General features: G+C 66.2%; 26 protein-coding genes and 1 pseudogene. 11 read left to right on the top strand and 16 right to left on the bottom strand.

What is annotated here, in order from left to right; translation table 11 throughout:
* Positions 1-9: 9 nt before the first annotated feature.
* From ybgF to aspS, 12 genes are all read right to left on the bottom strand, one after another.
* Positions 10-837, bottom strand: coding sequence for a tol-pal system protein YbgF (gene ybgF, locus LRS53_RS02445; protein ID WP_231354810.1), 828 nt, complete (start codon positions 835-837; stop codon positions 10-12).
* 6 nt (positions 838-843) lie between these two features.
* The gene (pal, locus tag LRS53_RS02440; protein ID WP_017642122.1) at positions 844-1,365 is read right to left on the bottom strand and encodes a peptidoglycan-associated lipoprotein Pal; all 522 of its coding nucleotides are present in this window, start codon (positions 1,363-1,365) and stop codon (positions 844-846) included.
* Between the two features lie 59 nt (positions 1,366-1,424).
* On the bottom strand, positions 1,425-2,723 hold the full coding sequence (gene tolB, locus LRS53_RS02435; protein WP_017642121.1) for a Tol-Pal system beta propeller repeat protein TolB: 1,299 nt from the start codon (positions 2,721-2,723) through the stop codon (positions 1,425-1,427).
* Entirely contained in the window at positions 2,720-3,826 is a 1,107-nt protein-coding gene (gene tolA / locus LRS53_RS02430) for a cell envelope integrity protein TolA (protein ID WP_231354809.1), read from the bottom strand. The genes tolB and tolA overlap by 4 nt, the downstream gene beginning before the upstream one ends.
* Positions 3,823-4,269 (bottom strand): protein TolR, encoded by a 447-nt coding sequence (gene tolR, locus LRS53_RS02425; protein ID WP_017642119.1) that lies wholly within the window; start codon positions 4,267-4,269, stop codon positions 3,823-3,825. Before tolR ends, tolA begins: the two co-directional genes overlap by 4 nt.
* 11 nt (positions 4,270-4,280) lie before the next feature.
* Entirely contained in the window at positions 4,281-4,973 is a 693-nt protein-coding gene (gene tolQ, locus LRS53_RS02420) for a protein TolQ (RefSeq protein WP_026083969.1), read from the bottom strand.
* A gap of 2 nt (positions 4,974-4,975) precedes the next feature.
* Positions 4,976-5,425: a tol-pal system-associated acyl-CoA thioesterase gene (gene ybgC / locus LRS53_RS02415; protein WP_017642117.1), complete on the bottom strand. Its 450-nt coding sequence runs from the start codon at positions 5,423-5,425 to the stop codon at positions 4,976-4,978.
* A 51-nt stretch (positions 5,426-5,476) separates the two neighbouring features.
* Complete coding sequence (gene ruvB, locus LRS53_RS02410) at positions 5,477-6,529, bottom strand: Holliday junction branch migration DNA helicase RuvB (protein ID WP_017642116.1); 1,053 nt, start codon at positions 6,527-6,529, stop codon at positions 5,477-5,479.
* A 4-nt stretch (positions 6,530-6,533) separates the two neighbouring features.
* Positions 6,534-7,136, bottom strand: coding sequence for a Holliday junction branch migration protein RuvA (ruvA, locus tag LRS53_RS02405; protein WP_231354808.1), 603 nt, complete (start codon positions 7,134-7,136; stop codon positions 6,534-6,536).
* A 46-nt stretch (positions 7,137-7,182) separates the two neighbouring features.
* On the bottom strand, positions 7,183-7,743 hold the full coding sequence (gene ruvC, locus LRS53_RS02400) for a crossover junction endodeoxyribonuclease RuvC (protein ID WP_007160336.1): 561 nt from the start codon (positions 7,741-7,743) through the stop codon (positions 7,183-7,185).
* A complete protein-coding gene (locus tag LRS53_RS02395) occupies positions 7,743-8,489 on the bottom strand; it encodes a YebC/PmpR family DNA-binding transcriptional regulator (RefSeq protein WP_017642114.1) in 747 nt (248 codons plus the stop codon). Before LRS53_RS02395 ends, ruvC begins: the two co-directional genes overlap by 1 nt.
* Positions 8,490-8,594: 105 nt before the next feature.
* Positions 8,595-10,370 (bottom strand): aspartate--tRNA ligase, encoded by a 1,776-nt coding sequence (gene aspS / locus LRS53_RS02390; protein WP_064308309.1) that lies wholly within the window; start codon positions 10,368-10,370, stop codon positions 8,595-8,597.
* Positions 10,371-10,581: 211 nt separating this feature from the next.
* Here aspS and LRS53_RS02385 point away from each other — a divergent pair, with 211 nt between their 5' ends.
* From LRS53_RS02385 to LRS53_RS02380, 3 genes and pseudogenes are all read left to right on the top strand, one after another.
* The gene (locus LRS53_RS02385; protein WP_017642112.1) at positions 10,582-11,052 is read left to right on the top strand and encodes a Dps family protein; all 471 of its coding nucleotides are present in this window, start codon (positions 10,582-10,584) and stop codon (positions 11,050-11,052) included.
* Positions 11,053-11,218: 166 nt separating this feature from the next.
* A pseudogene (locus tag LRS53_RS23695) lies at positions 11,219-11,527 on the top strand (cold shock domain-containing protein membrane protein); the annotation flags it as partial.
* 120 nt (positions 11,528-11,647) lie between these two features.
* Positions 11,648-11,863 (top strand): cold shock domain-containing protein, encoded by a 216-nt coding sequence (locus tag LRS53_RS02380; protein ID WP_160923550.1) that lies wholly within the window; start codon positions 11,648-11,650, stop codon positions 11,861-11,863.
* A gap of 55 nt (positions 11,864-11,918) precedes the next feature.
* On the opposite strand, the gene LRS53_RS02375 is transcribed toward LRS53_RS02380, so the two are convergent.
* Positions 11,919-14,009, bottom strand: coding sequence for an LTA synthase family protein (locus LRS53_RS02375; RefSeq protein ID WP_231354807.1), 2,091 nt, complete (start codon positions 14,007-14,009; stop codon positions 11,919-11,921).
* 317 nt (positions 14,010-14,326) lie between these two features.
* Here LRS53_RS02375 and LRS53_RS02370 point away from each other — a divergent pair, with 317 nt between their 5' ends.
* Genes LRS53_RS02370 through LRS53_RS02345 form a run of 6 tightly spaced genes read left to right on the top strand, consistent with a single transcriptional unit; the run spans position 14,327 to position 20,958 of the window.
* The gene (locus LRS53_RS02370; protein ID WP_017642109.1) at positions 14,327-15,286 is read left to right on the top strand and encodes an AAA family ATPase; all 960 of its coding nucleotides are present in this window, start codon (positions 14,327-14,329) and stop codon (positions 15,284-15,286) included.
* Between the two features lies 1 nt (position 15,287).
* Positions 15,288-16,226: a DUF58 domain-containing protein gene (locus LRS53_RS02365; protein WP_064308312.1), complete on the top strand. Its 939-nt coding sequence runs from the start codon at positions 15,288-15,290 to the stop codon at positions 16,224-16,226.
* A complete protein-coding gene (locus tag LRS53_RS02360) occupies positions 16,223-16,717 on the top strand; it encodes a DUF4381 domain-containing protein (protein WP_064308313.1) in 495 nt (164 codons plus the stop codon). Before LRS53_RS02365 ends, LRS53_RS02360 begins: the two co-directional genes overlap by 4 nt.
* Positions 16,710-17,708, top strand: coding sequence for a VWA domain-containing protein (locus LRS53_RS02355; protein ID WP_231354806.1), 999 nt, complete (start codon positions 16,710-16,712; stop codon positions 17,706-17,708). Before LRS53_RS02360 ends, LRS53_RS02355 begins: the two co-directional genes overlap by 8 nt.
* Entirely contained in the window at positions 17,705-19,378 is a 1,674-nt protein-coding gene (locus LRS53_RS02350) for a tetratricopeptide repeat protein (protein ID WP_231354805.1), read from the top strand. Before LRS53_RS02355 ends, LRS53_RS02350 begins: the two co-directional genes overlap by 4 nt.
* Positions 19,375-20,958, top strand: a complete 1,584-nt coding sequence (locus LRS53_RS02345) for a BatD family protein (RefSeq protein WP_231354804.1) — start codon at positions 19,375-19,377, stop codon at positions 20,956-20,958. The genes LRS53_RS02350 and LRS53_RS02345 overlap by 4 nt, the downstream gene beginning before the upstream one ends.
* Here the strand turns inward: LRS53_RS02345 and LRS53_RS02340 are convergent.
* Both LRS53_RS02340 and yedA read right to left on the bottom strand, forming a co-directional pair.
* On the bottom strand, positions 20,946-21,611 hold the full coding sequence (locus LRS53_RS02340) for a YceH family protein (protein ID WP_231354803.1): 666 nt from the start codon (positions 21,609-21,611) through the stop codon (positions 20,946-20,948). The two genes, LRS53_RS02345 and LRS53_RS02340, sit on opposite strands and share 13 nt — an antisense overlap.
* Before the next feature lie 183 nt (positions 21,612-21,794).
* Positions 21,795-22,700, bottom strand: a complete 906-nt coding sequence (yedA, locus tag LRS53_RS02335; protein WP_231354802.1) for a drug/metabolite exporter YedA — start codon at positions 22,698-22,700, stop codon at positions 21,795-21,797.
* A 149-nt stretch (positions 22,701-22,849) separates the two neighbouring features.
* Between yedA and LRS53_RS02330 the strand changes: the two genes are divergently transcribed.
* The gene (locus LRS53_RS02330) at positions 22,850-23,287 is read left to right on the top strand and encodes an Lrp/AsnC family transcriptional regulator (RefSeq protein WP_231354801.1); all 438 of its coding nucleotides are present in this window, start codon (positions 22,850-22,852) and stop codon (positions 23,285-23,287) included.
* A gap of 79 nt (positions 23,288-23,366) precedes the next feature.
* Here LRS53_RS02330 and LRS53_RS02325 read toward each other — a convergent pair whose 3' ends face one another.
* Positions 23,367-24,143 carry a DUF2076 domain-containing protein gene (locus LRS53_RS02325; protein ID WP_231354800.1) on the bottom strand — a complete coding sequence of 259 codons (777 nt, stop codon included), beginning with the start codon at positions 24,141-24,143 and terminating at the stop codon, positions 23,367-23,369.
* A gap of 274 nt (positions 24,144-24,417) precedes the next feature.
* On the opposite strand from LRS53_RS02325, the gene LRS53_RS02320 reads away from it, so the two are divergent.
* Complete coding sequence (locus LRS53_RS02320; RefSeq protein ID WP_231354799.1) at positions 24,418-24,984, top strand: cysteine hydrolase family protein; 567 nt, start codon at positions 24,418-24,420, stop codon at positions 24,982-24,984.
* Positions 24,985-24,990 lie beyond the last annotated feature (6 nt).

The raw sequence follows: 24,990 nt of genomic DNA, 5'->3' as shown, positions 1-24,990 counted from the left end.
AAGCCTGCGCTAGGGCAGGCTTTTCAGATCCCGCTGCGCCAGCTGCGCAGCGGAGGTTCCGGGATATTGGCTGATGACCTGCTGGTACATGCCCTTGGCCCGATCCGTGCGGCCGAGCTTCTGCTCGACGCCACCCAGTTTGTACAGCGAATCCGGCACCTTGTTGCTGGTGGGATAGGCCTGGCTGACCTTGGCGAATGCCTGGCCAGCGGCCTGCAGATCGCCCTTGGCCAGATTCACTTCACCCAGCCAGTACTGGGCGTTGCCCGCATACTGGCTATTGGGATACTTGCGCAGAAAGGCGTTGAACGCCTGACTGGCCTTGTCGAAATCCTTGGCCTTGATCAGATCGAAGGCAGCGTCGTAGTACAGCTTTTCCTTCGCCGGATCACCCGGTTCGCTACTGGCGGCCGGTGCCCCTGCGGAAACAGGCGGCGTTGGCGCGTTGTTGGCCGCTATGGCACCACCCTGGGCAGCACCGGCAGCGGCTCCGGCACCTGCATTGGCAGGAGCGGAAGAAAGCTGGGAAAGTCGGCCATCCAGATCCTGGTAACGATCCAATCCTTCCTGCTTGAGCTGGCGGATCTCGTTTTCCTGAACCTCGACCTGGCCACGCAGGCGAGCGATGTCATCCTGCATCTGTTGCAACTGCATGAACAGTTGACCCATGCCGGAAACGGGAGCCCCGTTTCCGGCACTGGCCGCGCCTGCGTTGCCATAGCCTTGCCCAGCGGACTGGGCAACACCATAACTACCATCCTGTACGGGAACCTGAGCCGCGGCGACAACCGGTACACCAAGGGTCAGGGCGATCAAGAACTGCAGGCGCTTGGACATCGTTTATTACTTCTTCAGCTCGACGCGACGGTTCTGAGCCCAGGAAGACTCGTCGTGACCGACGGCAACCGGACGCTCTTTACCGTAGGACACCAGCTCCAACTGAGCCGGAGATACGCCCTGCAGCACCAGGTAGCGCTGAACGGCCTTGGCACGACGCTCGCCCAGCGCCAGGTTGTACTCGCGGGTACCGCGTTCGTCGGTGTGACCTTCCAGAACGACGCGCTGGCCGCTGGCCTTCAGGTCGCGAGCGTGAACGTCCAGAGCGCGCATGGCTTCCGGCTTCAGGTCGGAGCTGTCGTACTCGAAGTAGAAGGTGGTGATGGCGCGCAGAGCGGCTTCATCGCCCATGCTGCCGTCAACGGCACCGGCGTTGGCGCCGTAGCCAGCGTTCGGGTCGACAGCACCGGCGCCAGCGCCAGCGCCAGCACCTTCACCGGAGGCGTCGCCGCCCTTGGAGGAACAACCCACGGCGACAGCCATGGCCAGAGCCAGTGCAGCGAACTTGCCGAATTTCAGCATTTCCATCATGTAACTCCTAAAAGAACCGCAATGTTGGTGTTTCTAAGGACTTTTCTAATTAGCCGTCAGTTCAGGTAAGGAGACCAGGAAGGCTCGCGCACGTCACCCTGGGCGGTGGGAAGAGGAATCCGGACGCGACCATTGATGGAGACAAGCATCAGTACGCCTCGGTCCTGCTGGCGGGTGGCGTAGATTAGCATGGTGCCATTGGGCGCAACAGTGGGCGAATCGTTGAGGCTGGTGTTGGAAAGTACCCGCACAGAGCCGCGCTGGAGGTCTTGCGCAGCGATCTGGAAGTTGGTGAAACCTTCCTGGCGATGCACCATGACCAGAGTCTTTTCATCCGCCGAAAGTTTCGGGTTGGCGTTGTAGTTGCCAACGAAAGTCACGCGCTCAGCACCCCCGCCACTGACGCTGGCTTTGTAGATCTGCGGCTTGCCAGAGCGATCGGAGGTGAAGTAGATGGTCTGACCATCCTTGCCCCAGAACGGCTCGGTATCGATGGAGGAGTCATTCGTCACACGACGAATGGCACGGGAGCCCAGGTCCATCACATAGATCTCGGGGTTGCCGTCCTTAGACAGCACGAAGGCCAGACGATTGCCATCGGGCGAGAACGCCGGAGCGCCATTCAAACCTTCGAAGTTGGTCAGCTGCTCGCGCCGACCGGTATCGATGTACTGCAGGAAGATGCGCGGACGCTGTTGCTCGAAGGAGACGTAGGCGATGCGCTTGCCGTCCGGCGCGAAACGCGGCGACAGGATGGGTTCGCGCGATTGCAGCAGGGTTACCGAGCGGGCACCGTCATAGTCGGCGCGCTGCAGGGTATAGCGGGTGTTGGTCGCGGAGAAGCGCTCGGCGGTCACATAGAGGATGCGCGTGGAGAAGGCACCTTTCACCCCGGTCAGCTTTTCATAGGCTTGGTCGGAGATGAAGTGCGCCATGTCGCGCAGCTGATCGGTGCTGCCGCCGACGTTGCCGGTCAGGACCTGCTGTTCGGTGGACACGTTGAACAGGGCGTAGCTGATCTGCAGTCGACCACCGTTGGGCACGACGTTGCCCACCAGCACATAGTTGGCGCCCAGGGCCTTCCAGTCGCGGAAGATCACTTCGCTGGCCTGGCTCGGCTGGCTCAGCATGTTTTGGCGCGGAATCGGCGAGAACACCCCGGAATTGCGCATGTCGTCACTGACGATATTGGCCAGGTCTTCCGGCAGTGGCTGACCACCCTGCCACCCGAAGGGCACGACGGCGATCGGGATGGCGCGATCACTACCGCTGGAAATCACCAGCGGATCGGCCGCCTGGGCGGAGCCCACCACCAGGACCAGGCCCAGCAGAATGTAACGGATCAGGGTGTTCACAGACTCAGGTCCTCCGGTTTGAAGATCATGCGGCGCTGACGGTACAGCTGATCGAAGGTCTTGCGATCCAGCTGTTGCAGCTCACGGATACGACCGACGTTACGCACGGCCGATACCGCTGAATTATCGAATTCCTTGTTGCCACTGGAACGGGTCACCGTCGCGCTGGTGATGGTCCCATCCGGCAGCATGTTGATCTGCACTTCGACGCTCATGCCGTTGCGCGCCGATTGCGGACGCGTCCACTGCTCGCTGACCAGACGCACGATCAGGTCATCGAAGCTCGATGCCACCTCGTCGCCCTGCTCTTCGGCCAGGGCCTGCTGCCGCTGGGTATCATCGGACAACAGCTCGGCCAGCGCCTGGGCCTTCTTGTCTTCGGCCGCCTTGCGTGCAGCTGCCTGGGCAGCCTTCTTCTTGGCGTCGTCAGCCGCTTTCTTCTTCGCCGCTTCCGCTGCCGCTTCCTTCTTGGCAGCCTCGGCTGCGGCCTTCTGCTTGGCTTCTTCCGCCGATTTCTGCTTGGCCGCTTCTGCCGCCGCTTTCTTGGCCGCTTCGTCGGCCGCCTTCTGCTTGGCGGCTTCGTCGGCTTTCTTCTTGGCGATGTCCGCCTGCTTCTTCTGCTCGGCAGCCTGCTTGGCTTCCGCAGCCGCCTTGGCGGCCTCGGACTGTTTCTCGGCCTCAGCCTTGGCCTCGGCGGCCTTGGCCGCCGCTTCCGCTTGCTGCGCCTTTCGAGCGTCGTCGGCTTTCTTTTGTTCCGCGGCCTGGTGCTGGGCTTCCTTCTGCTGCTGAGCCGCCTTGGCCGCCGCCGCTTCACGCTGGGCTTCCTGCTGCTCGCGACGCTGCTCCAGCTGCTCCTGCTCGTACTGTTTGGCCGCGGTCTTCTTCGCCTCCCCTGCCAACTTTTGCTCGGTCTGGACCTGCGCCGAGCTCTTGGACTTGAGCTGGACCAGGGTCGCTTGAACCACCGGGCGCGACTGGGGCAATTCAGGGGTGAAGGCGAAGCTGACAAACAGCAGGCCGAAAATCAGCACATGCAGGGCGACTGCCCAGATGACCGGCCAGAAATAACTTTCGGACGACGAACGCTCGCGGTGTCGCATCAAGGCGCCTCGGTAATCAACCCGACGTTGGGCACGCCGGCCTGTTGCAAGGCACCCATGGCACCGGCGACGACACCATAGTTGGCAGCCTTGTCACCGCGGATGAACACCTGGGTGTCAGCACGCTGACGCATGATGGCACCGACCTGCTGACTCAGTTGCGGCAGCGACACGGCGGTCTCGGACTTGGCCTTCTGATCGGTATCCACCTCGGACCCGACGTTCCAGTAGTAGGTACCGTCGGACTTCACCGAGACGGTGAGGATCTGCTTGTCGTTGTCTTGCGGCAGGGCCTGACTGTCGACCTTGGGCAGGTCGACCTTGACGCCCTGATTGAGCATGGGCGCCGTCACCATGAAGATGACGAGGAGCACCAACATCACGTCGATGTAGGGCACCACGTTCATCTCGGCGACGGGCTTGCGTTTCTGGCGGCGAGGAACCATGGGATACCTCTTTATTCGTCGCTGGCGTGGACTTTGCGGTGCAGGATGGCCTGGAACTCGTCCGCAAAGGTGTAGTAGCGGTTGATCAGCATTTCCGAACGGGCGGCGAAGCGGTTGTAGGCCACGACGGCGGGAATGGCGGCGAACAGACCGATGGCGGTGGCGATCAGGGCCTCGGCGATGCCGGGCGCCACGGTGGCGAGAGTCGCCTGCTGCGCCGTGGACAGGCCACGGAAGGAGTTCATGATGCCCCAGACGGTACCGAACAGACCCACGTAGGGGCTGGTGGAACCGACGGTGGCCAGGAACGGCAGGGCCTGCTCGAGCTTCTCTTCCTCACGGGAGATGGCGACGCGCATGGCGCGCGAGACGCCTTCCATCACGGCATCGGGATCCACGCCGGGCTGCTGACGCAGGCGGGAGAACTCCTTGAAGCCGGCGCGGAAGATCTGCTCGACGCCGGAGTCCGGGTCGGGGTTGCTGCCGGCCTGGCGATACAGCTTGGACAGATCGATGCCCGACCAGAATTTTTCTTCGAAGGCATCCAGGGAACGCTTGGCGGCACGCATGGCATTGCCGCGCTGGATGATCATGATCCAGGACGTGACAGAGGCTGCGACCAGGATGAGCATCACCAGTTGCACCACCAGACTGGCATTGGCGACGAGGCTCCACATGGACATATGGTCGACGTTGGGTTGCACGCTTAATCTCCTGATTGAATTGACGCCGGATTTCCGGCAAGAACCGTTCGCATGGCCGTCGGGATCGCCCGAGGCCTGAAGCTGTCAGCACGCACGCAGGCGACCGTCACCCACCCTTCACAGAGCAGGACCTCGTCTTCTGCCCGCCGCACCTCTTGGTAAAACCTGAGGCTGGCGCGCTTCGCCTCGACCACCTCGGCGCCGATCAGCAGTTCGTCATCCAGGCGCGCGGGCGCATGGTAGCGCGCTTCGCTGCTGTGGACGACAAAGAGCAGACCGTCCCGGGCGAGTTCGGACTGGGCATAGCCCAGCGCGCGCAGTCGCTCGGTGCGGGCGCGTTCCATGAACTTGAGGTAGTTGACGTAGTAGACGATGCCGCCGGCATCGGTATCTTCGTAGTAGACACGACACCTGAGGACGGACGGCGACGGGCTCCGCGATTGCGCGTGCATACTCTAGAACCTAGCCTCGCCGTTGCCAATCAGAAATGTTCGCAACTGCATTTAGTTACCATTGACCTCGAACAGATCGGGCGTACCGCCCTGGGCCAGACGCGTCGGCAGGTTGAGTCCGAAGTGCAGATAGGCATGCCGGGTCACCACCCGCCCGCGCGGCGTGCGCATGATATAGCCTTGCTGGATCAAATAGGGTTCCAGCACGTCTTCGATGGTGTGACGCTCTTCGCTGATGGCTGCCGCCAGGCTATCCACCCCCACCGGGCCGCCATCGAACTTATCGATCATGGTCAGCAGCAAACGGCGATCCTGGTGATCGAAGCCCTGGGCGTCGACGTCCAGCAGGTCGAGGGCACGACTGGCGATGTCGTGGCTGATATGGCCCTGCCCGCGGACCTCGGCGAAGTCCCGTACCCGCCGCAGCAGGCGGTTGGCGATCCGCGGCGTGCCCCGTGCCCGGCGGGCGATCTCCATCGCCCCTTCGGCTTCGATGGCGAGGCCTAGGATGCCGGCCGAACGCGTGACGATGGTGGCCAGGTCCGCGGTGCCGTAGAACTCCAGGCGCTGGACGATCCCGAAGCGGTCACGCAGCGGGTTGGTCAGCATGCCGGCGCGGGTGGTCGCCCCGACCAGGGTGAAGGGCGGCAGATCCAGCTTGATGGAGCGCGCCGCCGGACCCTCGCCGATCATGATGTCGAGCTGGTAGTCCTCCATCGCCGGATAGAGCACCTCCTCGACGATGGGCGAGAGCCGATGGATCTCGTCGATGAAGAGCACATCGCCCGCTTCCAGGTTGGTGAGCAGCGCCGCGAGATCGCCCGGGCGCTCCAGCACGGGGCCTGAGGTGCTCTTGAGGGAAACCTGCATTTCCTGGGCGATGATGTTGGCCAGGGTGGTCTTGCCCAGGCCGGGTGGGCCGAAGATCAGCGTGTGGTCGAGGGCCTCGCCCCGGCCCTTGGCCGCCTGGATGAACAGGCCCATCTGGTCGCGCACCACCGGCTGGCCGATGTAGTCGGCCAGGCGCACCGGACGGATGGCGCGATCCTGGAATTCCTCTCGGTCGCGGCCACCGGCCGAGATCAGGCGATCGGTTTCTATCATGGGATCAGACCATGCCCTTCAGGGCGCGACGGATGAGTTCCTCGCTGGAAAGGTCTTCCCCTTCCACGGCAGCGACGGCGCGACTGGCTTCCTGAGGCTTGAAGCCCAGGGCGACCAGGGCGCTGACCGCATCGGCCTCGGCGCTGGCGGCGCCGGCGGCCTGGTTCGGCAGGACCAGGGGCGCGATGGTCGGCAGATTTTCCCAGGCCTTGAAACGGTCCTTGAGCTCGACCAGCAGGCGCTCGGCGGTCTTCTTGCCCACTCCCGGCACCTTGACCAGGACAGAGGTGTCCTGGGCCTGAACACAGCGAACCAATTCATCCACCTCGAGACTGGACATCAATGCCAGGGCCAGCTTGGGGCCGACACCATTGAGCCGGATCAGCTCGCGAAACAGCTCTCGCTCGCGTTTTTCGCCAAACCCGTACAGCAGGTGCGCATCTTCCCGTACCACGAGGTGGGTATGCAATGTGACGACCTCGCCCTGGGCCGGCAGCCGATAAAGGGTCGTCATGGGCACTTCGACCTCGTAGCCGACTCCGTCCACGTCGAGCAGGAGATGGGGCGGCTGCTTTTCCGCCAGGGTGCCACGTAGACGACCGATCACAGGGATACCTTCCTACTTCTGGAGCGAGATGTTTGAGCGGGTGAAACTAGAGACGCAGCCGGCCGCCGCGGCGGCGAGTCGCCAGCAGGCCATGGGGGACCAGGCTCTGCCGGGTATGGGCATGGCACAGAGCGATGGCCAGGGCGTCGGAGGCGTCGATCTGGGGCTTTTCGGTCAGCCGCAGCAGGTGCATGACCATCAGCATCACCTGCTGCTTGTCCGCCCCGCCGTTGCCGACCACGGCCTGCTTGACCTGGCTCGCGGTGTATTCGGAGATCTCCAGGCCACCCTCGGCGCCAGCGACGATGGCCGCACCCCGAGCCTGACCCAGCTTGAGCGCCGAGTCGGCATTGCGCGCCATGAACACCTGCTCGATGCCCATGGTGACCGGCCCGTATTGGGCGATGACGTCACGCACGCCGCGATAGACGATCTGCAACCGTTCCGGCAACGGACCGTTACCGGTGCGGATGCAGCCGGAGGCCACGTACTCGCAGCCCCGCCCAGTGTCGCGCACCACGCCAAAGCCGGTCAGCCGCGAGCCCGGGTCGATGCCCAGCACCAGGGTGCCGGGCGCATCGGGCGGCAGGCGCTCGTAGAGGGACATCAGCCGAGCTGCGCCATGACGTCGTCGGGGATGTCGGCATTGGAATAGACGTTCTGCACGTCGTCCAGGTCTTCGAGCATGTCGATCAGCTTGAGCACCTTCTGCGCGGTATCCAGATCCAGAGTCGCGGAGGTCGAGGGGATCATGGTCACCTCGGCTTCGTCGGCCTTGTAGCCGGCGGCGGTCAGGGCTTCATTGACGGCAATGAAGTCGGCGAAGCTGGTGAAGACGTCGATGGAGCCATCGTCGTTGGCCACCACGTCATCGGCACCCGCTTCCAGCGCGGCTTCCATCAGGGCGTCTTCGTCCAGGCCAGGGGCGTAGCTGATCTGGCCCTTGCGCTCGAACAGATAGGCGACCGAGCCGTCGGTACCCAGGTTGCCACCGCACTTGTTGAAGGCGTGACGGACTTCGGCCGCGGTACGGTTGCGGTTGTCGGTCATGGCTTCGACGATGATCGCGACGCCGCTCGGGGCGTAGCCTTCATAGGTCAGTTCCTCGACGTTCTCGCCTTCGCCGGCGCCCACGCCACGGGCGATGGCCCGGTCGATGGTGTCGCGGGTCATGTTGGCGGTGAGCGCCTTGTCCACCGCCAGGCGCAGACGAGGGTTGTCGGCTGGAACGCCGCCGCCCTGGCGCGCGGCCACGGTCAGCTCACGGATGATCTTGGTGAAGATCTTGCCTTTCTTGGCATCCTGGCGTTCTTTGCGATGCTTGATGTTGGCCCATTTGGAATGACCGGCCATAAGCTACTCCAATGTCTTGACGAAGACTGCGTCGGCCGCGAGGGCCGCGACGCAATGAAAAAGGAAACGCAGGGCGCCGACTTGGGCGCCCTCCTCCGGTAAGGCTTATTCCGCTTTGGGCTGCTCGCGCAGGCGGATGTGCAGCTCGCGCAGGGCCTTGGCGTCGACGGCGCCGGGCGCCTGGGTCATGACGTCGGCCGCGCTCTGGGTCTTCGGGAAGGCAATGACTTCACGAATCGACGAGGCGCCGGTCATCAGCATCACCAGGCGATCCAGGCCGAAGGCCAGGCCGCCATGGGGCGGTGCGCCGAACTTCAGGGCGTCCAGCAGGAAGCCGAACTTCTCTTCCTGTTCCGCTTCGCTGATCCCCAGCACCTCGAAGACGGCTTGCTGCATCTTCTTGTCGTGGATACGAATGGAACCGCCGCCCAGTTCGGTGCCGTTGAGCACCATGTCGTAGGCGCGCGACAGCGCGGCACCGGGGTTGGCCTTGAGCTCTTGCGGGCTGCACTTGGGCGAGGTGAAGGGGTGGTGCATGGCGGTCAGGCTGCCATCGTCGTTTTCCTCGAACATCGGGAAGTCGACCACCCACAGCGGCGCCCACTGGCAGGTCAGCAGGTTCAGGTCGTGACCGAGCTTGATGCGCAGCGCGCCCAGGGCTTCGGAGACGATCTTGGTCTTGTCCGCGCCAAAGAACACGATGTCGCCATCCACCGCGCCGACGCGGTCGAGGATGACGTTGATGTTGTCCAGCGGGATGTTCTTGACGATGGGCGACTGCAGACCCTCGACGCCAGCGGCGCGCTCGTTGACCTTGATGTAGGCCAGGCCCTTGGCGCCGTAGATGCCGACGAACTTGGTGTAGTCGTCGATCTGCTTGCGCGGCATGCTCGCCCCGCCCGGTACCCGCAGCGCGGCAACGCGGCACTTGGGATCGTTGGCCGGACCGGCGAAGACCTTGAAGTCGACGTCCTTGAGCTGGTCTTCCACGTCCACCAGTTCCAGCGGAATGCGCAGGTCCGGCTTGTCGGAACCGAAGCGACGCATGGCCTCGGCCAGGGTCATGTGCGGAAGCGTACCGAACTCGACGTCCAGCACTTCCTTGAACAGGTTGCGCACCATGGTCTCGGTGATGTCCATGATGTCTTTTTCATCGAGGAAGCTGGTCTCGATGTCGATCTGAGTGAATTCCGGCTGGCGGTCGGCGCGCAGGTCTTCGTCACGGAAGCACTTGGCGATCTGATAGTAGCGGTCGAAGCCGGCGACCATCAGCAGCTGCTTGAACAGCTGGGGCGACTGCGGCAAGGCGAAGAAGCTGCCGGGATGGGTGCGGCTGGGCACCAGGTAGTCGCGGGCACCCTCGGGGGTGGCACGGGTCAGGATCGGGGTTTCCACGTCGAGGAAACCGTTTTCGTCCAGGTAGCGGCGGATGCTGGAGGTGATGCGCGAACGCAGCTTGAGCTTCTCGGCCATCTCCGGACGACGCAGGTCGATGAAGCGATAGCGCAGGCGGGTCTCTTCACCGACGTCGGTGTATTCGTTGAGCGGGAACGGCGGGGTCTCCGCTTCGTTGAGCACTTCCAGCTCATAGCCCAGCACCTCGATGGCACCGGACGCCATGTTGGCGTTGCGCGCGCCCTCGGGACGCAGACGTACCTTGCCGGTGAGCTTGACCACGTATTCGCTGCGCACGCGGTCGGCCTTGGCGAAGGTTTCGGCGCGATCCGGATCGAACACCACCTGGGCCAGGCCTTCGCGATCGCGGATGTCGAGGAAGATGACCCCGCCGTGGTCACGGCGGCGGTGGACCCAACCGCAGAGGGTGATTTCCTGGCCGTCCAGGCTCTCGTTCAACTGGCCGCAATAGTGGCTGCGCATCATGGTCGTGGTTTCGCTTCTCTAGAACAGGCTGAATGCGTGGAGGCGCCGGGCCAGCAAGACCGGGCGCTCGACTGAACGGGAGATTCTATATCATTCCGTATCATTGTATCGAACATCACGCCGCCTCTGGAGCCACAACCACTGGCTAAACGGCCAGCGGTTCTGTGATAGCCTCGGAGCCTTTCGTAACCGCCGCACAGGAGCTATCAGCATGGAAATCAACATCGGCATCGCCGAACAGGATCGCGCCCAGATCGCCGAGGGCCTGTCGCGCCTGCTGGCCGACACCTACACCCTCTATCTGAAGACCCATAACTTCCACTGGAACGTGACCGGGCCGATGTTCAACACCCTGCACCTCATGTTCGAGACGCAGTACACCGAACTGGCCGTGGCGGTGGACGACATCGCCGAGCGCATCCGCGCCCTGGGCTTCCCGGCACCGGGCACCTACGCCGCCTATGCGCGCCTGTCGAGCATCAAGGAAGAGGAAGGCGTACCGGACGCCGAGGCGATGATCCGCCTGCTGGTGCAGGGTCAGGAAGCCGTGGTGCGCACCGCGCGGGGCATCTTCCCGCTGCTGGACAAGGTCAACGACGAGCCCACCGCCGATCTGCTGACCCAGCGCATGCAGACCCACGAGAAGACCGCCTGGATGCTGCGCAGCCTGCTTGCCGCCTAAGTCCGGGCACCGTCGCAGGCGCGGACCTGCGACGGTGCCACGATTGAGTGGCCTTCACCTTTTGGGTTTAATAAGGACGCGCACCTAGCGCCGGGTCACGCCGCTGTCGAGCACTGTTTCGGCAGTTTCGGCAGACCCGTGTTCTCTATCCCAAGGTGATTTCACATTGAACACGTTATCTACTGTCCATGTCGTGGTGGGCGCTGCTGCGCTCCTGTTATCGGCGATTCCCGGACTGCAGTCCGACACCTCGTCCTTCGATCAACCCGAGTCCATCCACCTGGCCCTGCTGGGTCTTGCCACCCTCCTCTTCACACCCTTCTCCCGCAGCCGCAGCAGTGGCGCCCAGAAACTCGCCAGCGCCCTGCTGGTGATCGCCGTCGTGGCCCAGACCTTTATCCTGCTGGCGCCCTTGGAGCAGATCGGCGGGCTGCCGGCCGAGCTGCTGCCCCTGGGTCTGACCCTGGTCGCCGCCCTGGCCAGTCTGCCGGAAAAGTTTCGCACCTCGGCTCACGGCGCTGCCGTAGTCGACAGCGAGGCGCGCCCGCGTCAGGCCTCGCGTCCTGCGCCCGTCGCGGTCGCCCCGGCACGGCCGCTGGCCGATGACCGCGAGCGCGGCACGGTGAAGTGGTTCAACACCTCCAAGGGCTTCGGCTTCATCTCCCGCGACACCGGCGACGACATCTTCGTGCACTTCCGCGCGATCCGCGGCGAGGGTCATCGGGTGCTGATGGAAGGCCAGCGCGTGGAGTTCTCGGTGATCCAGCGAGACAAGGGCCTGCAGGCCGAAGACGTGGTCATCGCCGCCTGACTTCTGCCGACCAAAGAAAAGGCCGCCCGCGGGCGGCCTTTTTCATGGGCAAGGGTTACTGCCGCTGGGCGGCGGCGGCCTTGCTGTCATTCATGCCGGTGGTGTTGCCGAGCAGGCTGGCGGTGGCGGTCTGGATAAAGGCCTCCAGGCGCTTCTGCAGCTCGGGCGCGCTGGCATCGCCCTTGAGCACCTCGCCACCGGCCTGGGTGCCCAGGTGGTAACGATAGAGCACGGCGTCACGATCGCGTGGCTTGACCAGGATGCGATCGCCGGTGACCAGGGCCACGGTCTGGTCGCTGCCCGAGGGCTTGATCACCGCCACGCCCGGGTCGCCCTGGGGCAGCCCCAACAGGTCGCGCCCCCAGCACTGGTGCTGGGCAGGCTTGCCGAAGCGCGCCAGCACGGTGGGTACCACGTCGATCTGACTGCCCACGGTATCGCGACGGGCGCCAAAGGTGTCCTGCACGCCCGGACCGATCAGCAGCAGCGGTACGTTGAAGCGCGACAGGTCCATCTCGGTGATCTGCTCGTTGTTGCCGAAGCCATGGTCGCCGAGGATGACGAACAGGGTGTCCTGGTACCAGGGCTCGTGCTGGACCTTGGCGAAGAACTGACCCAACGACCAGTCGGCGTAGCGCATGGCGGTCAGGTGCTCGTCGAGCGAGCCATGGCCAGTGACCGGCGCGACCGGCAGGTCCTTGGGCAGCGCATAAGGGGTGTGGTTGGACAGGGTCTGCAAGAGCGCATAGAAGGGCTTGCCGTCCGGCGCCTTGGCCAGCTTGTCCAGTTCCTGCACCGAGCGGTCGAACATGTCCTGGTCGGAGACGCCCCAGGTCGGATCCATGAACACCGGATTGACGAAGTCCTCGCGCCCGACGAAGCGGGTCATGCCCTGGTTGCTGAAGAAGCCGGACTGATTGTCCCATTGGAAGTTGCCGTTGTAGACGTAGACGTCGTCGAAGCCACGGGTACTGAGCAGCTGCGGCAGGCCGGAGAACTGGTGAGCGCCCTCGGGCATGCGCATCAGATACTCGAAGGCCGGCAGATTGGGGAAGCAGGCCATGGTGGCGAACATGCCCTGGTGGGTATGGGTGCCGTTGGAGAAGAAGCGGGTGAACAGGGTGCCCTGCTTGGCCAGGGCGTCGAAGTTCGGCGTGATGCCGTCTTCATTGCCCAGGGCGCCAATGTAACGACCGGCCATGCTTTCCATGAGGATCACCACCACGTTGCGCACCTTGGGCAGCTGGCCGTCGGCGGGCGGGGTATAGATCCGGCGGACGGCAGCCTTGTCGGCGTCGATCAGCTCATCGCGCGGGGTCAGCAGCAGCTGCCGGGTGGTGGCCAGGGCCTCGGCGGCCGGCATGGTGGCCTTCCAGCTGTTGTCGCGGTGATCGGAAAAACTGTTCTCGGCGGCGTCGATCAGCGTCAGGGTACCGTTCAGGCCGAGGTGGTTGGCGAACATCGAATCGGTGGTATAGGCGTCGCCCCAGCGCAGCGGCGGCCCGGATCTCAGGGTGCCGCGGGCGGCGATGACGGCCACCACCAGGCAGAGCATGAACACCGCACCCCGGCGGTACCAGGCGGCCGGTCGCGGCGCGGCATGGCGCCGGGTGGCTCGCTCGATGCCAAAGAACACCAGGCCCAGCAGCAGGGTCGCCACCGCCCAGGCCAGCAGCAGGCGCACCACCGGGAAACCGTTCCAGATCATGCTGGTGACGGTGTGCAGGTCTTCCTGCAGGTACTGGAACACCAGGCTGTTCAGCCGCTGGTGGAATTCCCGATAGAAGTTCAGCTCGGCGACGCCCAGCAACAGGCAGAGGCTGGCAGCCAGGGTGAACCAGCCGGCCTGCAGCCGGCGCGCGGCCATGGCCCTCAGGCTGAACAGGCAGAACAGCGAAGGGGCGCAGATATAGACCACCAGGCGCAGGTCGAAGCGCGCGCCATTGAAGAAGGCCTCGGCGAAGGTGGCGAAGGGCGATGCGCCGATCAGGTCGGTGTTGTAGCCCAGCAGCGCCAGGCGCAGCAGAGTGAACATGACCAGCAGCGCGAGGCCGCAGCCCAGGACGAAGCTCAGGTGGCTGCCCAGCGTCGGCAGCGGGCGAGCGCCCGCGGCGCGCGGGGTTTGGGGGACTTCCGTTTGCGACATGAAAACACCTTGTCAAAAGCAGCAGGGATTCGCGGCGGGTGGCCAGCGGCTCGGGATCGGCCACGCAGAGGCCTCGGGCGCGGTCGGTAGGCGTGGGAGTTTAACCATCCAGCGGTAGCACGCCAGTCTTGCCGCATCGCGCCATGCCGAAGCGAGACCTCTGCCGCGTCGACAGTCGCCCAGCCTGATCAGGAGCACGTCAAAATTTCGTCAAGGGCTGCTCTGGACGCAACGTCAGCGCAGGCATGGGCGGCAGCCGCCGCTTGCAGTAAAATCCAGCACCCTTGACCGCTCCAGCGCCGTATTCAGGATGCCCCATGGCTCACCGTGACGCTCTGCAGGTGCTTCGCACCTACCTGACCAGCCAGATCCTCGGCCAGGAAACCCTGGTGGAGCGCCTGCTCATCGCGGTCCTGGCGGATGGTCACCTGTTGGTGGAAGGCGCCCCGGGGCTGGCCAAGACCAAGGCCATCAAGGACCTGGCGGAAGGCCTGGAAGCGGACTTCCACCGCATCCAGTTCACCCCCGACCTGCTGCCGGCCGACATCACCGGCACCGAGATCTATCGTCCCGACACGGCGAGCTTCTCCTTCCAGCAGGGACCGATCTTCCACAACCTGGTCCTGGCCGACGAGATCAACCGGGCGCCGGCCAAGGTGCAGTCGGCGCTGCTGGAAGCCATGGCCGAGCGCCAGGTGAGCATCGGCCGCACCTCCTATCCCCTGCCCGACCTGTTCTTGGTGATGGCCACCCAGAACCCTATCGAGCAGGAAGGCACCTATCCCCTGCCCGAGGCCCAGCTCGATCGCTTCCTGATGCACGTCAAGATCGGCTATCCCGACGCCTCGGTAGAGCGCCGCATCCTGGCCCAGGCCCGTGGCGAAGCCCTGGACGGCGAGACCCTGCCGACCGAGCGCGTCACCCAGGCGGCCATCAACGCCGCACGCCGCGAGGTGCTCGGTCTGTACATGGCCGACGCCGTGGAGGAGTACCTGGTCCAGCTGATCATGGCGACCCGTACCCCGGGCCGTTTCGACCAGGACTTGGCGCACTGGATCACCTATGGCGCCAGTCCGCGCGGCTCCATCGCCCTGGATCGCTGCGCCCGCGCCCATGCCTGGCTGGCCGGGCGGGACTTCGTCAGCCCGGAGGACATCCAGGCGGTAGTGTTCGACGTCCTCCGTCATCGCGTCATCCTGTCCTTCGAGGCGGAGGCCGCCGGCATCGACCATGACCGGGTGGTGCAGCGCATCCTCGATCTGGTGGCCGTGGCCTGAGATGCCCGAGCGCGACGGCGTGACCCTGGGCCTGGCCGAGCTCATCGAGATGCGCCACCGGGTGGTCGAGGTGCAGCTGTTTTCCGCCGCCGGACGGCGCAGCCCGCTGATCGGCCTGCACCATTCGCGCCTGCGCGGTCGCGGCGTGGATTTCGATCAGGTGCGCGCCTATCAGCCCGGTGACGACGTACGGGCCATCGACTGGCGCGTCACCGCCCGCACCCGGGAACCCCATACCAAGCTGTTCCACGAAGAGCGCGAGCGGCCGGTCTATCTGCTGCTGGAGCAGAGTCCGCGCACCTTCTTCGGCACCCGCCGGCAATTCAAGTCGGTGCTGGCCGGACGCCTGGCCGCGCTGATCGGCTGGGCGGTGCTGGAGCACAACGACCGCATCGGCGGCATGATCTTTGGCGGCGAACGCCTGCACGAGGTCCGCCCACGGCGCAGCAAGCAGAATCTGCTGCGCTTCTTCGATCACCTGATCAACGCCAATCGGGCGCTGCAGGATCCGGCCCTGGCCCAGGTGCCGCGCATTACCTTCAACCAGGTGCTGCGCCGCGCCCGTGAGGTGCTGCGCCCCGGCAGCCTGGCACTGGTGATCTGCGACGAGCGCAGCCTGGACGTGGCCACTGAGCAGCATCTCACCCTGCTCTCGCGGCACAGTGACCTGGTCCTGCTGCCGCTTTCCGATCCTCTGGATCACGAACTACCCCAGGCCGGTCTGCTGCGCTTCGCCAGCGGCCAGGCGGAAGTGGAATTGGATACCGACCGCGCCGACGTCCGCCAGGGCTATGCCGAGCAGGCCGCCCAGCGCCGCGAACGCTGGACGGAACTCAGTCTGCGGCTGGGCATTCCGCTGCTGCCGCTGTCCACCGCGGACGACCTGATCGAGCAGTTGCGGCATCTCTTGCGCCAGCACCGTCCGGGGTACACCTCGTGACGCCCGGGTTGCCGAGTCTGGAGCCGCTGCGGCTGCCGCCGGAACCGGCCTTCTGGCCACCGGCGCCGGGCTGGTGGCTGCTGGTATTGGTCGTGGTGGCGCTGGGCTTCTTTCTGCGTCACCGCCATGGTCGGCGGCCCCTGGTCAGCGCGCCCCTCGTCGAGCCGACTACCGAAGAGGACCTGCGCACCACCGCCCTGGCCGAGTTGGCGCGGCTGCCGCGCCCCTATGGTGCTCCGGCCGGGCCCTGGTTGCAGGCGCTGAACGCCCTGCTCAAGCGCCTTTGCCGGGCCAGCTATCCGGATCAGCTGAGCCAGACCCTGAGCGGGCGCGACTGGCTGGCCTTTCTCGATTCGCGCTGTCCGGCGGCCGGTCTGACGCGCTACATGATCCTGGTCGATGGCGGCTATCGCCCGGATTGCCGGCTGGACGACCGCGCCATCGACGGCCTGCAGGACGCCGTCGCCACCTGGATCCGCAAGCATGTTTGAATTCGCCTGGCCCTGGTTGTGGCTGCTGCTGCCGCTGCCCTGGCTGCTGCGCGTACTCCTGCCGGCGGCCGACAGCGGCCAGGCGGCCCTGCGTGTGGAATTCCTCGGTGAACTCGAACACCTCGGCGGGCGCACCCGCCATACCGGCGGCCTGGGCGGCGTCCGCCGTCTGCTGCCCTTTCTGCTGGGCTGGCTGCTGATCCTGGGCGCGGCGGCCCGGCCGCAATGGGTGGGACCGCCCCAGCCGCTGGACGTGAGCGGTCGCGATCTGCTGCTGGCGGTGGATGTCTCCGGCTCGATGGACACCCCGGACATGCAGCTGGGCGACGAGAGCGTCAGCCGCCTGAGCCTGGTCAAGCAATTGCTTGGCCGCTTCATCGACAGCCGCCAGGGCGATCGCGTCGGGCTGATCCTGTTCGGTTCCCAGGCCTATCTGCAGGCGCCCCTGACCGCCGACCGGCGCACGGTGCATGCCCTCCTCGAAGAAGCCCAGATCGGACTCGCGGGGCGCAACACGGCGGTGGGCGACGCCGTGGGCCTGGCGGTCAAGCACCTGCGCAAGCGCCCGGACAACAGCCGCACCCTGATCCTGGTCACCGACGGGGCCAGCAACGGCGGCGTGCTGACGCCCGCGGTGGCAGCCAGCCTGGCGGCCAGCGAGCGGGTGCGCGTCTATACCCTGGGCATCGGCGCCGACCCGGATACCCTGGGTGCCGGCACGACGCCCAGCGACCTTGACGAACCCATGCTGCGGCACCTCGCCGAGGTCACCAACGGCGCCTACTTCCGGGTGAGATCCAGCGCCGAACTGGCCGCCGTGTCGCACCAGCTCGACCGTCTCGAACCCATCCGCCAGCAGCCGGACCAGGCCCGTCCCACCCGCGAGCTCTATGCCTGGCCGCTGGCCGGGGCGTTGCTGCTCGGCCTGGCCCTGGCCCTTGGCCGCCTGCCGTGGCCACGGCGCTGGCGGTGCGGAGGCAAGGCCACATGAACGACTGGCTGCCGCTGTTCCTGCGTCCCTGGTGGCTGCTGGCGCTGCTGCCGGTCGCTCTGGTGATCTGGTCACTTCGCCAGCGCCGCCATCGCCACGGGCGCTGGCAGGCGCTGCTGCCGCCGGCGCTGCAACCCTGGCTGCTCAGCGACAGCGAGCGCCAGCGCTCGCCCCTCGGCCTGATGCTGCTGGGTCTGACCGGCCTGCTGGCCTGCCTGGCCCTGGCCGGCCCCAGCTGGCAGCAGGGCGAACAGCAGAACTTTCGCCGCAACGATCCGCTGGTGGTGGTGCTGGCGCTGACGCCCGACCTGCTCGCCACCGACGTCACCCCCAATCGCCTGCTGGCGGTGCAGCGCAAGCTGCAGGACCTGCTCAAGGCGCGCCAGGACGGCGAGACCGCCTTCGTCGTCTATGCCGGCAGCGCTCACACCCTGGTGCCCCTGACCGACGATCTGCCGACCATGGACAATCTGCTCAAGGCGCTGCGGCCGTCGATCATGCCGGTGCCAGGCCAGCGCGCCGACCTGGGCATCGCCCAGGCCCTGGAGTTGCTCGGCCCGGCCCCCAGTGCCAGCGCCCGACTGCTGCTCATCGCCAGCGACCTGGATGACCGCGAACGGCAGGGGATCGAGCGCCAGTTGCAAGGTCGGCTGCGCCAGCTGGCGATCCTCGGTCCGGGTACGCCCCAGGGCGCCCCGGTGGCCGCAGAGACCGGCAACTACCTGAGCGACGCCGCCGGCGGCATCCGCATCGCCCGACTGGACGAAGGCCACCTGCAGGGCGTCGCCCGCGAGCTGGGCGGGCGCTATCAACGTCTGCAGCGCGACGACAGCGACTTGCGTCGCCTCGGTCTGCTGGAACGCCCCGACGCTGTGCGGGCCAGCGATGGCCAGGGCCCCTCGGACTGGCGCGACCAGGGCTACCTGCTGCTTCTGCCCCTACTCCTTCTGGCTGCCTGCGGCGCGCGCCGCGGCTGGTTGCTGTGCCTGCCCTTCTGCCTGCTGCTGACGCCGCCTCCCGCCCAGGCCGGCAGCTGGGACGACCTCTGGTTGCGCCGCGATCAACAGGCCCTGCAGTTGCTGGCCAACGACCAGCCCGCAGCGGCCGCCGACCTCTTCACCGACGAGCGCTGGCGCGGCGTGGCACGCTATCGCGCGGGCGACTTCAGCGGCGCCGCCGCGGCCTTCGCCCGGGATCCGTCGGCGGACGGCCACTACAATCGCGGCAATGCCCTGGCCATGGCCGGACGCCTGGAAGAGGCCCTGCGCGCCTACCGGGCGGCGCTGGTGTTGCGCCCGGATCTGACCGCCGCCCTGCGTAATCGCAACCGTCTCGAACGCCTGCTCGCCCAGCGCGCCACGGCCCAGGCCGAGGCCGCCGCCCGCAGTCGCAAGGCGCAGAACGCCAGCCAGAGCAGCGCCCAGGCGGACGAGCCGGCCAGCAGCAGTACCTCGCCGTCCACGGCGACCGCCGCGGCCAGTCCGCAGCAGCAGGCCCAGGCCGGCGCGGACTGGCTCATCGCGCCGACCTATGCCGAAGATCCCCTGGCGGAAGAACAGCGTCAGGCCGCCGAGCAATGGCTGCGAGAGATTCCCGACAACCCGGCCGAGTTGCTGCGCCGCAAATTCTGGTACCAGCAACAACAACGCGAGGAGAACGCGCTGCAATGAAGTCCCATCCGTTGCTGCTGCCCCTCATGCTGCTCGCGCCCCTGGTCCAGGCGGCGGATCTCAGTGCGCGCCTGGAGCGTAGTCAGCTCAGCCAGAACGAGACCCTGGAACTCATTCTCGAGACCACCGATCCCGCCCAATTCGGCAAGCCCGATCTCGGCCCACTGGACCAGGACTTCCGGGTACTCGGGGTGCGACAGAACAGCCTGCCGCCCGGCGAGCGGGTGACCACCCGCTGGAACGTGACCCTGCAACCCAAGGCCAGCGGCGCCCTGACCATTCCCGCCCTGACCCTGGACGGCGCCCGCAGCCAGCCGCTGACCGTCACCGTGGAGGCCACTGCCGGCAAGCGCCAAGCCCGCGAACCGGTCTATCTGGAAGCCGCAGTGGAGCGCACCCGGCTCTATGTGCAAGCGGAAACCATCCTGACCATCCGCCTCTACCACGCCGTGGCGCTCTATGACGACCATGTGCTCACCCCGCCCAATCCCAGCGAGGCGCGCGTGGATCTGCTGGGCACCCCGCAGGTCTACGAGCGCGACGTCGAGGGGGTACGGCATGGCGTGATCGAATGGCGCTACGCCATCCATCCGCTGCAGAGCGGCACCTTGGTGCTGCCGCCCCAGACCTTCAGCGCCACCCTGGCCGGCGTTCTCGACGACAGCTCCCGTGCCGGTCAGCCGATCCAGTTGCGCACCCCCGCGCTGACCATGGAAGTCCTGCCGCAGCCGGCCAGCTATCCGCCGCAGACCCCCTGGGTGCCGGCGCGCAGCCTGACCCTGACGCAGCAATGGAATCCCGCGCCGGCAGACGCCCGCGAAGGCAGCGCCCTGACCCGCACCCTGCAGCTGCGTGCCGAAGGCCTGGCGCCCGGTCAGCTGCCCCCGCTGGTATTGCCCGAGATCGAGGGCGTGAAGCGCTATGCCGAACAGCCGCGGCTGTCCCTGCAGACCCAGGCGCGTGGCCTGGTCGGACAGCGCGAGGAGCGCGTCGCCCTGATACCCACGTCCACGGGGGACAAGGTCCTGCCGCCGGTGGAGGTGGTCTGGTGGAACACCGAGACCGATACCCTCGAACGCGCCACCCTGCCCGCCCAGCCGCTGGTGGTCGCCGAAGATCCGACCCTGCAGCCCGTAGCGGCTCCGGCCGCCACCCAGATCAGCGTCAGTGCCAAGGGACTCTGGCGCTGGCAGTTGGCGACGGCCTTCTTCGCCTTGACCACCCTGTTCGGCTTCGGCCTCTGGTGGCGCGCCCGCCGCCAGCCAGCGGTCCTGCCGACGGTCCCCGATCTCGACAGTCGCCTGCAGCGCGAAGAGCTGCGCCGTGCCTGCCAGAGCAACGATCCCCATGTGACCCGCCACGCCCTGGACGCCTGGGCGCGGCAGCAGCCGGAAACCCTGGCGGCCATGGGCGCGCGATTCGAGCCCCTGGCCGCTGCCCTCGACGATCTCAATGGGGCGCTCTACAGCGAAGCCGGTCAGCGCTGGCAGGGCGAGACGCTGTGGCAGGCGATCAATGCCCTACCGCCGCTGACACCCGCGACCGTGCACGATACCCTGCCGCCGCTCTATCCGCGCTGAGCGGCCTCCTCCAGCCGCGCCAGGCGCTCTTCCAGGGCGACGATCCGGGCTTCCAGTGCCTCCAGTCGGCCTTCGCGTCCCCCTGCGGCGGGACTGCCTTCGGCGGCGCTCCCGAGCTGGGCGACCTGGGCATCGCGGTCCGCCGCATTGCCGAACAGATGCAGATAGCGCTCTTCCCGCTGACCGGGTTGCCGACCCAGGCCGGTGGCCAGACCGCGAGCGATCAGGCGCTCCAGGTGGTGGCGCACCTGCTCGGTATCGTCGAAGGCATGCATCCGACCGCTGCGGGCAAGGAGCTCGCCCAGGGTCTGGGGGCCCCGCAGGAACAGCAGCGCGCAGAGCACCCACTGGGGCGGCGGTAGCTCCAGGGCCTTGTCCAACCGCTGCTCCCAGCGATCCGCACGGCTGCCCATGACCAGGCGCGCCAGGCCGCGTTCTTCCAGACGTCGCAGTCCCTGCCCCACGTCGCCCGGGGTGAGGTTGAGCACCGGCTCGCGGCTGGTCTTCTGGTTGCAGGCCAGCACCAGGGCATTGAGGGTCAGGGGATAGCTTTCCGGCGTGGTCAGCTGCTTTTCGATGAGGCTGCCGAGGACGCGGATCTCAGTAGCTTCGAGCGGCTCTTCGGCAAAGGCGGGGGTGACTGCTTGGCTCATGGCGGACTCCGCTTGGATGACGCGCCAGCCTAGCCTGCCCTCAGCGCCTGTTCAACGTCTCGCGAGCTAGAGCCAAGCAAGGCGAAAATGGCTGAGGAAGCGGAGTTTACGAGCGGTAAATGAGCATTCCGAAGCCATTTTCAACGCAATTTGGCCGACGCGCAGCAGACTTTGATCAGGCTCTCAGCGCCGTCGCCACTGCGGCAGCCCGATCAGCACCACCGCGCCGACGATGACCAGCATGGCCAGCATTTCCGCCGGACCGATCCGCTCACCGGCGAACAGGGTGCCCAGCAGCACCGCTACCACCGGATTGACGTAGGCGTAGCTGGTGGCGGCGGCCGGGCGTACCCGCCCCAGCAGATAGAGATAGGCGCTGAAGGCGATCAGCGAACCGAACACCACCAGATAGCCCAGCGCCAGCCAGCCGCCCAGGGCCGGCCAGTGCTGCAGGCGCTCGCCGCTAAGGTAGCTGGCGCCGAGCAGCACCGCACCGGCCACCAGCATCTCCACCGCGCTGGCCATGGCCCCGCGTGGCAACGGCAGATAGCGACTCCAGATGGAGCCGAAGGCCCAGGCCGCCGCCGCGAGCAGCATCACCGCGGCCCCCAGCGGCGTGGCGCTCATGGTATCGCCCAGGTTGAGCAAGGCGATCCCCACCAGGCCCAGAGCAATACCGGCCCACTCCAGCAGGGTATTGCGCTGCCCCCAGAGCAGGCCGAATAGCAGGGTGAACAGTGGGACCGTGGCGATCGACAGCGCGGCAATACCGGAGGTCACGCCCCAATGCTCGGCCAGGGTCACGCCGCCGTTGCCTACGCCCAGCAGCAGGATGCCGATCACCGCGGCCGCCGCGGTCTCGTGCGCTGTAGGCCAGGGCGCCCCACGCAGGCGCAGCCAGCCCAACAGCAGACTCCCCGCGATCAGGAACCTCAGCCCCGCCATCAGCAGCGGCGGCCAGTGGGCCACGCCGATGCGGATCACCAGATAGGTGGAACCCCAGACCACATAGAGCGCGAAAAAGGCCGCCAGCAAGGGCAGCCAAGTGGGCAGGCGCGGCACGAGGCAGGGCGAGGGGGAGGTGTCCATGCGCGAGAGATTCCGGAGAGGTCAGGCTGACATTGTAGGAGCGCGCGATCGGACGGCTAAGATACAGTCGAGACAGAAAGGGCCCGACCAGCCTTTGATTCAGCAGACTTTAAGGACAGTGACCTTCGATTCGAAGGCAGGAAACTGAAATGGACCATATTGATCGCCGCCTCATCGACCTGCTGCTGGTAGAGGGGCGCGCCAGCTACGCCGACCGGGGTCGCCGGCTGGGTCTTTCCGCGCCGGCCATCGCCGAGCGCATCGCCAAACTCGAGGACGCCGGCATTATCACCGGCTATGGCGCCCGCATCGATCGCCGTGCCCTGGGCTACGGCACCGAATGCCTCATCTCCCTGCGTCTGCACAGCACCAGCCAGGGACCGTTGTTGAAGAAACTGGAAGCCCTGCCCCAGCTTCTCGCCTGCCACCGGGTCACCGGCGAGGACTGTCTGATGCTGCGCGCCGCCGTGCGCGACATGAGCGAACTGGAGACCCTAATCGATACCCTCACCCAATTCGGCATGAGCCGTACCGTGGTGGTGCTGTCGACACCCTTCGAACGCCCGCTGCCGCTTGCCTCCAGCTGAAAGCGCCGACAAAGAAGCCCTGGGGCCTCACGGCACCAGGGCTGGCTCGACACGACACGACACGACACGACACGACAGGCTAGATGAAGGAGTCGTCGTCGCCACTGTCGTCGAGGAAACCGCCGCCGGTATCACCATAGTCGGCCGCATCCTGGAAGCCGCCGTTATCCTGGTAGCCGGCATCCTGGAAACCACCACCGTTGTCGTAGCTGGCGTTGTCCGCCCAGCCACCCTGGGCGCCGGCATCGGCCAGGCCCTGATCGGCGGCTGGGGTCTCGTTGATGACGTTGACGATCTCCTCGGGTTGCGAATGATGGAACAGACCCGAGATGGCCTGGGCCGCCAGCACGCCACCGGCGACCCCGGCCGCGGTCTGCAGCGCGCCGCCCATGAAGCCGCCCATGCGCGAGGGCGCCGCCTGGGGCGCGCCATAGCCCGGGGCAGGCTGGCCATAGCCGGGATTGGGCTGGGCATAACCTGGAGTGCCAGGACGTGAGGCCGCCGGACCAGGATCGTTCCAGCCCCGCGACGGCGCGGCATTGACCGGTGCCTGACCACCCGTGGGCTGATTGCTACCGCCGCCGAACAGGCTGGAGAGAAAGCCGCCGCTGCTTGGACGATTCTGCTGGACCTGGGCCATCTGGCTTTCCAGTTCCTTGACGCGCTGGTCCAGGCGCTTGATGGCGGCCTCCTGGATCAGCATCGCCTGGGCCATGTAATAGGGCGCTGCGGGCTGCTCGCGCAGGCGCTGCTGGATCAATGCCTCGGCTTCCCGGTCACGGGGCGCCGTTTGGGCTTCCGTGGTCTTGAGACGGTCGAACAGACCTTCGATCAGCTGGCTTTCTTCGCGTTGCATGATGACCCTCCCGCAGACGGTCTACTGGTGGCCTTCCCCTGGGAACGGCCTGGATGTCGAAAGGCGCAAGGTTGTGCGCCGTTATGCCAGATAAAGGCGCAGCGGTCGCTTTTCAAGTTGAGTCCACACGGCATTCAGCAGGGGTTCAGCCAGTGACCTGCGGATGCCCTTTCCATCTGAAGAGCCGCCCTAATAGGTAGTTCCGGGTGGGCATCCATAACTGGACAACCGGCCAGGGCTGCGGGAATCTGACCCTTTGTCAGCGAGGCATCCTATGCCGCCCCTGCTCATCCTGATCGACCAGCAACAGGGGATCCGCGCCCCGCACCTGGGGCCGCGCAACCATCCCGATGCCGAACGGCGCATGGCCGATCTGCTGGCGGCCTGGCGTCAGGCCCGGGCGCCCCTGCTGCATGTCCGGCACCTGTCGCGTAGTCCGAGTTCGGTGTTCTGGCCGGGCCAGCCCGGGGTGGAATTCCAGCCGGCCCTGGCGCCCCTGCCCGGCGAGCCGGTGTTCGACAAGCAGGTCCCCGACGCCTTCGCCAACAGTGGTCTGGAGCGCTGGCTGCACCAGCACGGCATCGCGTCGCTGCTGATCTGCGGCGTAGCCAGCGAGAATTCGGTGGAGGCCACGGCGCGCAGCGCCGGCAATCTGGATTTCACCACCTGGGTCGCCGAAGATGCCTGCTACACCTTCGCCAAGCGCGACTTCGCCGGGCAGCCGCGCAGTGCCGAAGAAGTCCATGCGATGGCCATGGCCAATCTGCACGGCGAGTACGCCACCGTCACCTCCAGCGCGGCCATGCTCGAACGCCTGCGGGCGACCGGGTCGCCCTGCTAGACTGCC

Source organism: Pseudomonas sp. PLB05 (assembly GCF_021106615.1).
Classification (GTDB): Bacteria; Pseudomonadota; Gammaproteobacteria; order Pseudomonadales; family Pseudomonadaceae; genus Chryseomonas; species Chryseomonas benzopyrenica.
Note: the sequence above shows the minus strand (reverse complement) of the source record. Positions and strands in the feature narration are given on the sequence as shown.

Excerpts from the sequence above, each read along its gene's own strand:
- ybgF (WP_231354810.1), bottom strand. The coding sequence starts at position 837 with ATGTCCAAGCGCCTGCAGTTCTTGATCGCCCTGACCCTTGGTGTACCG.
- pal (WP_017642122.1), bottom strand. The coding sequence starts at position 1,365 with ATGGAAATGCTGAAATTCGGCAAGTTCGCTGCACTGGCTCTGGCCATG.
- tolR (WP_017642119.1), bottom strand. The coding sequence starts at position 4,269 with ATGGTTCCTCGCCGCCAGAAACGCAAGCCCGTCGCCGAGATGAACGTG.
- ybgC (WP_017642117.1), bottom strand. The coding sequence starts at position 5,425 with ATGCACGCGCAATCGCGGAGCCCGTCGCCGTCCGTCCTCAGGTGTCGT.
- ruvB (WP_017642116.1), bottom strand. The coding sequence starts at position 6,529 with ATGATAGAAACCGATCGCCTGATCTCGGCCGGTGGCCGCGACCGAGAG.
- ruvC (WP_007160336.1), bottom strand. The coding sequence starts at position 7,743 with ATGTCCCTCTACGAGCGCCTGCCGCCCGATGCGCCCGGCACCCTGGTG.
- LRS53_RS02395 (WP_017642114.1), bottom strand. The coding sequence starts at position 8,489 with ATGGCCGGTCATTCCAAATGGGCCAACATCAAGCATCGCAAAGAACGC.
- aspS (WP_064308309.1), bottom strand. The coding sequence starts at position 10,370 with ATGATGCGCAGCCACTATTGCGGCCAGTTGAACGAGAGCCTGGACGGC.
- LRS53_RS02385 (WP_017642112.1), top strand. The coding sequence starts at position 10,582 with ATGGAAATCAACATCGGCATCGCCGAACAGGATCGCGCCCAGATCGCC.
- LRS53_RS02375 (WP_231354807.1), bottom strand. The coding sequence starts at position 14,009 with ATGTCGCAAACGGAAGTCCCCCAAACCCCGCGCGCCGCGGGCGCTCGC.
- LRS53_RS02370 (WP_017642109.1), top strand. The coding sequence starts at position 14,327 with ATGGCTCACCGTGACGCTCTGCAGGTGCTTCGCACCTACCTGACCAGC.
- LRS53_RS02365 (WP_064308312.1), top strand. The coding sequence starts at position 15,288 with ATGCCCGAGCGCGACGGCGTGACCCTGGGCCTGGCCGAGCTCATCGAG.
- LRS53_RS02355 (WP_231354806.1), top strand. The coding sequence starts at position 16,710 with ATGTTTGAATTCGCCTGGCCCTGGTTGTGGCTGCTGCTGCCGCTGCCC.
- LRS53_RS02350 (WP_231354805.1), top strand. The coding sequence starts at position 17,705 with ATGAACGACTGGCTGCCGCTGTTCCTGCGTCCCTGGTGGCTGCTGGCG.
- LRS53_RS02345 (WP_231354804.1), top strand. The coding sequence starts at position 19,375 with ATGAAGTCCCATCCGTTGCTGCTGCCCCTCATGCTGCTCGCGCCCCTG.
- LRS53_RS02340 (WP_231354803.1), bottom strand. The coding sequence starts at position 21,611 with ATGAGCCAAGCAGTCACCCCCGCCTTTGCCGAAGAGCCGCTCGAAGCT.
- yedA (WP_231354802.1), bottom strand. The coding sequence starts at position 22,700 with ATGGACACCTCCCCCTCGCCCTGCCTCGTGCCGCGCCTGCCCACTTGG.
- LRS53_RS02330 (WP_231354801.1), top strand. The coding sequence starts at position 22,850 with ATGGACCATATTGATCGCCGCCTCATCGACCTGCTGCTGGTAGAGGGG.
- LRS53_RS02325 (WP_231354800.1), bottom strand. The coding sequence starts at position 24,143 with ATGCAACGCGAAGAAAGCCAGCTGATCGAAGGTCTGTTCGACCGTCTC.
- LRS53_RS02320 (WP_231354799.1), top strand. The coding sequence starts at position 24,418 with ATGCCGCCCCTGCTCATCCTGATCGACCAGCAACAGGGGATCCGCGCC.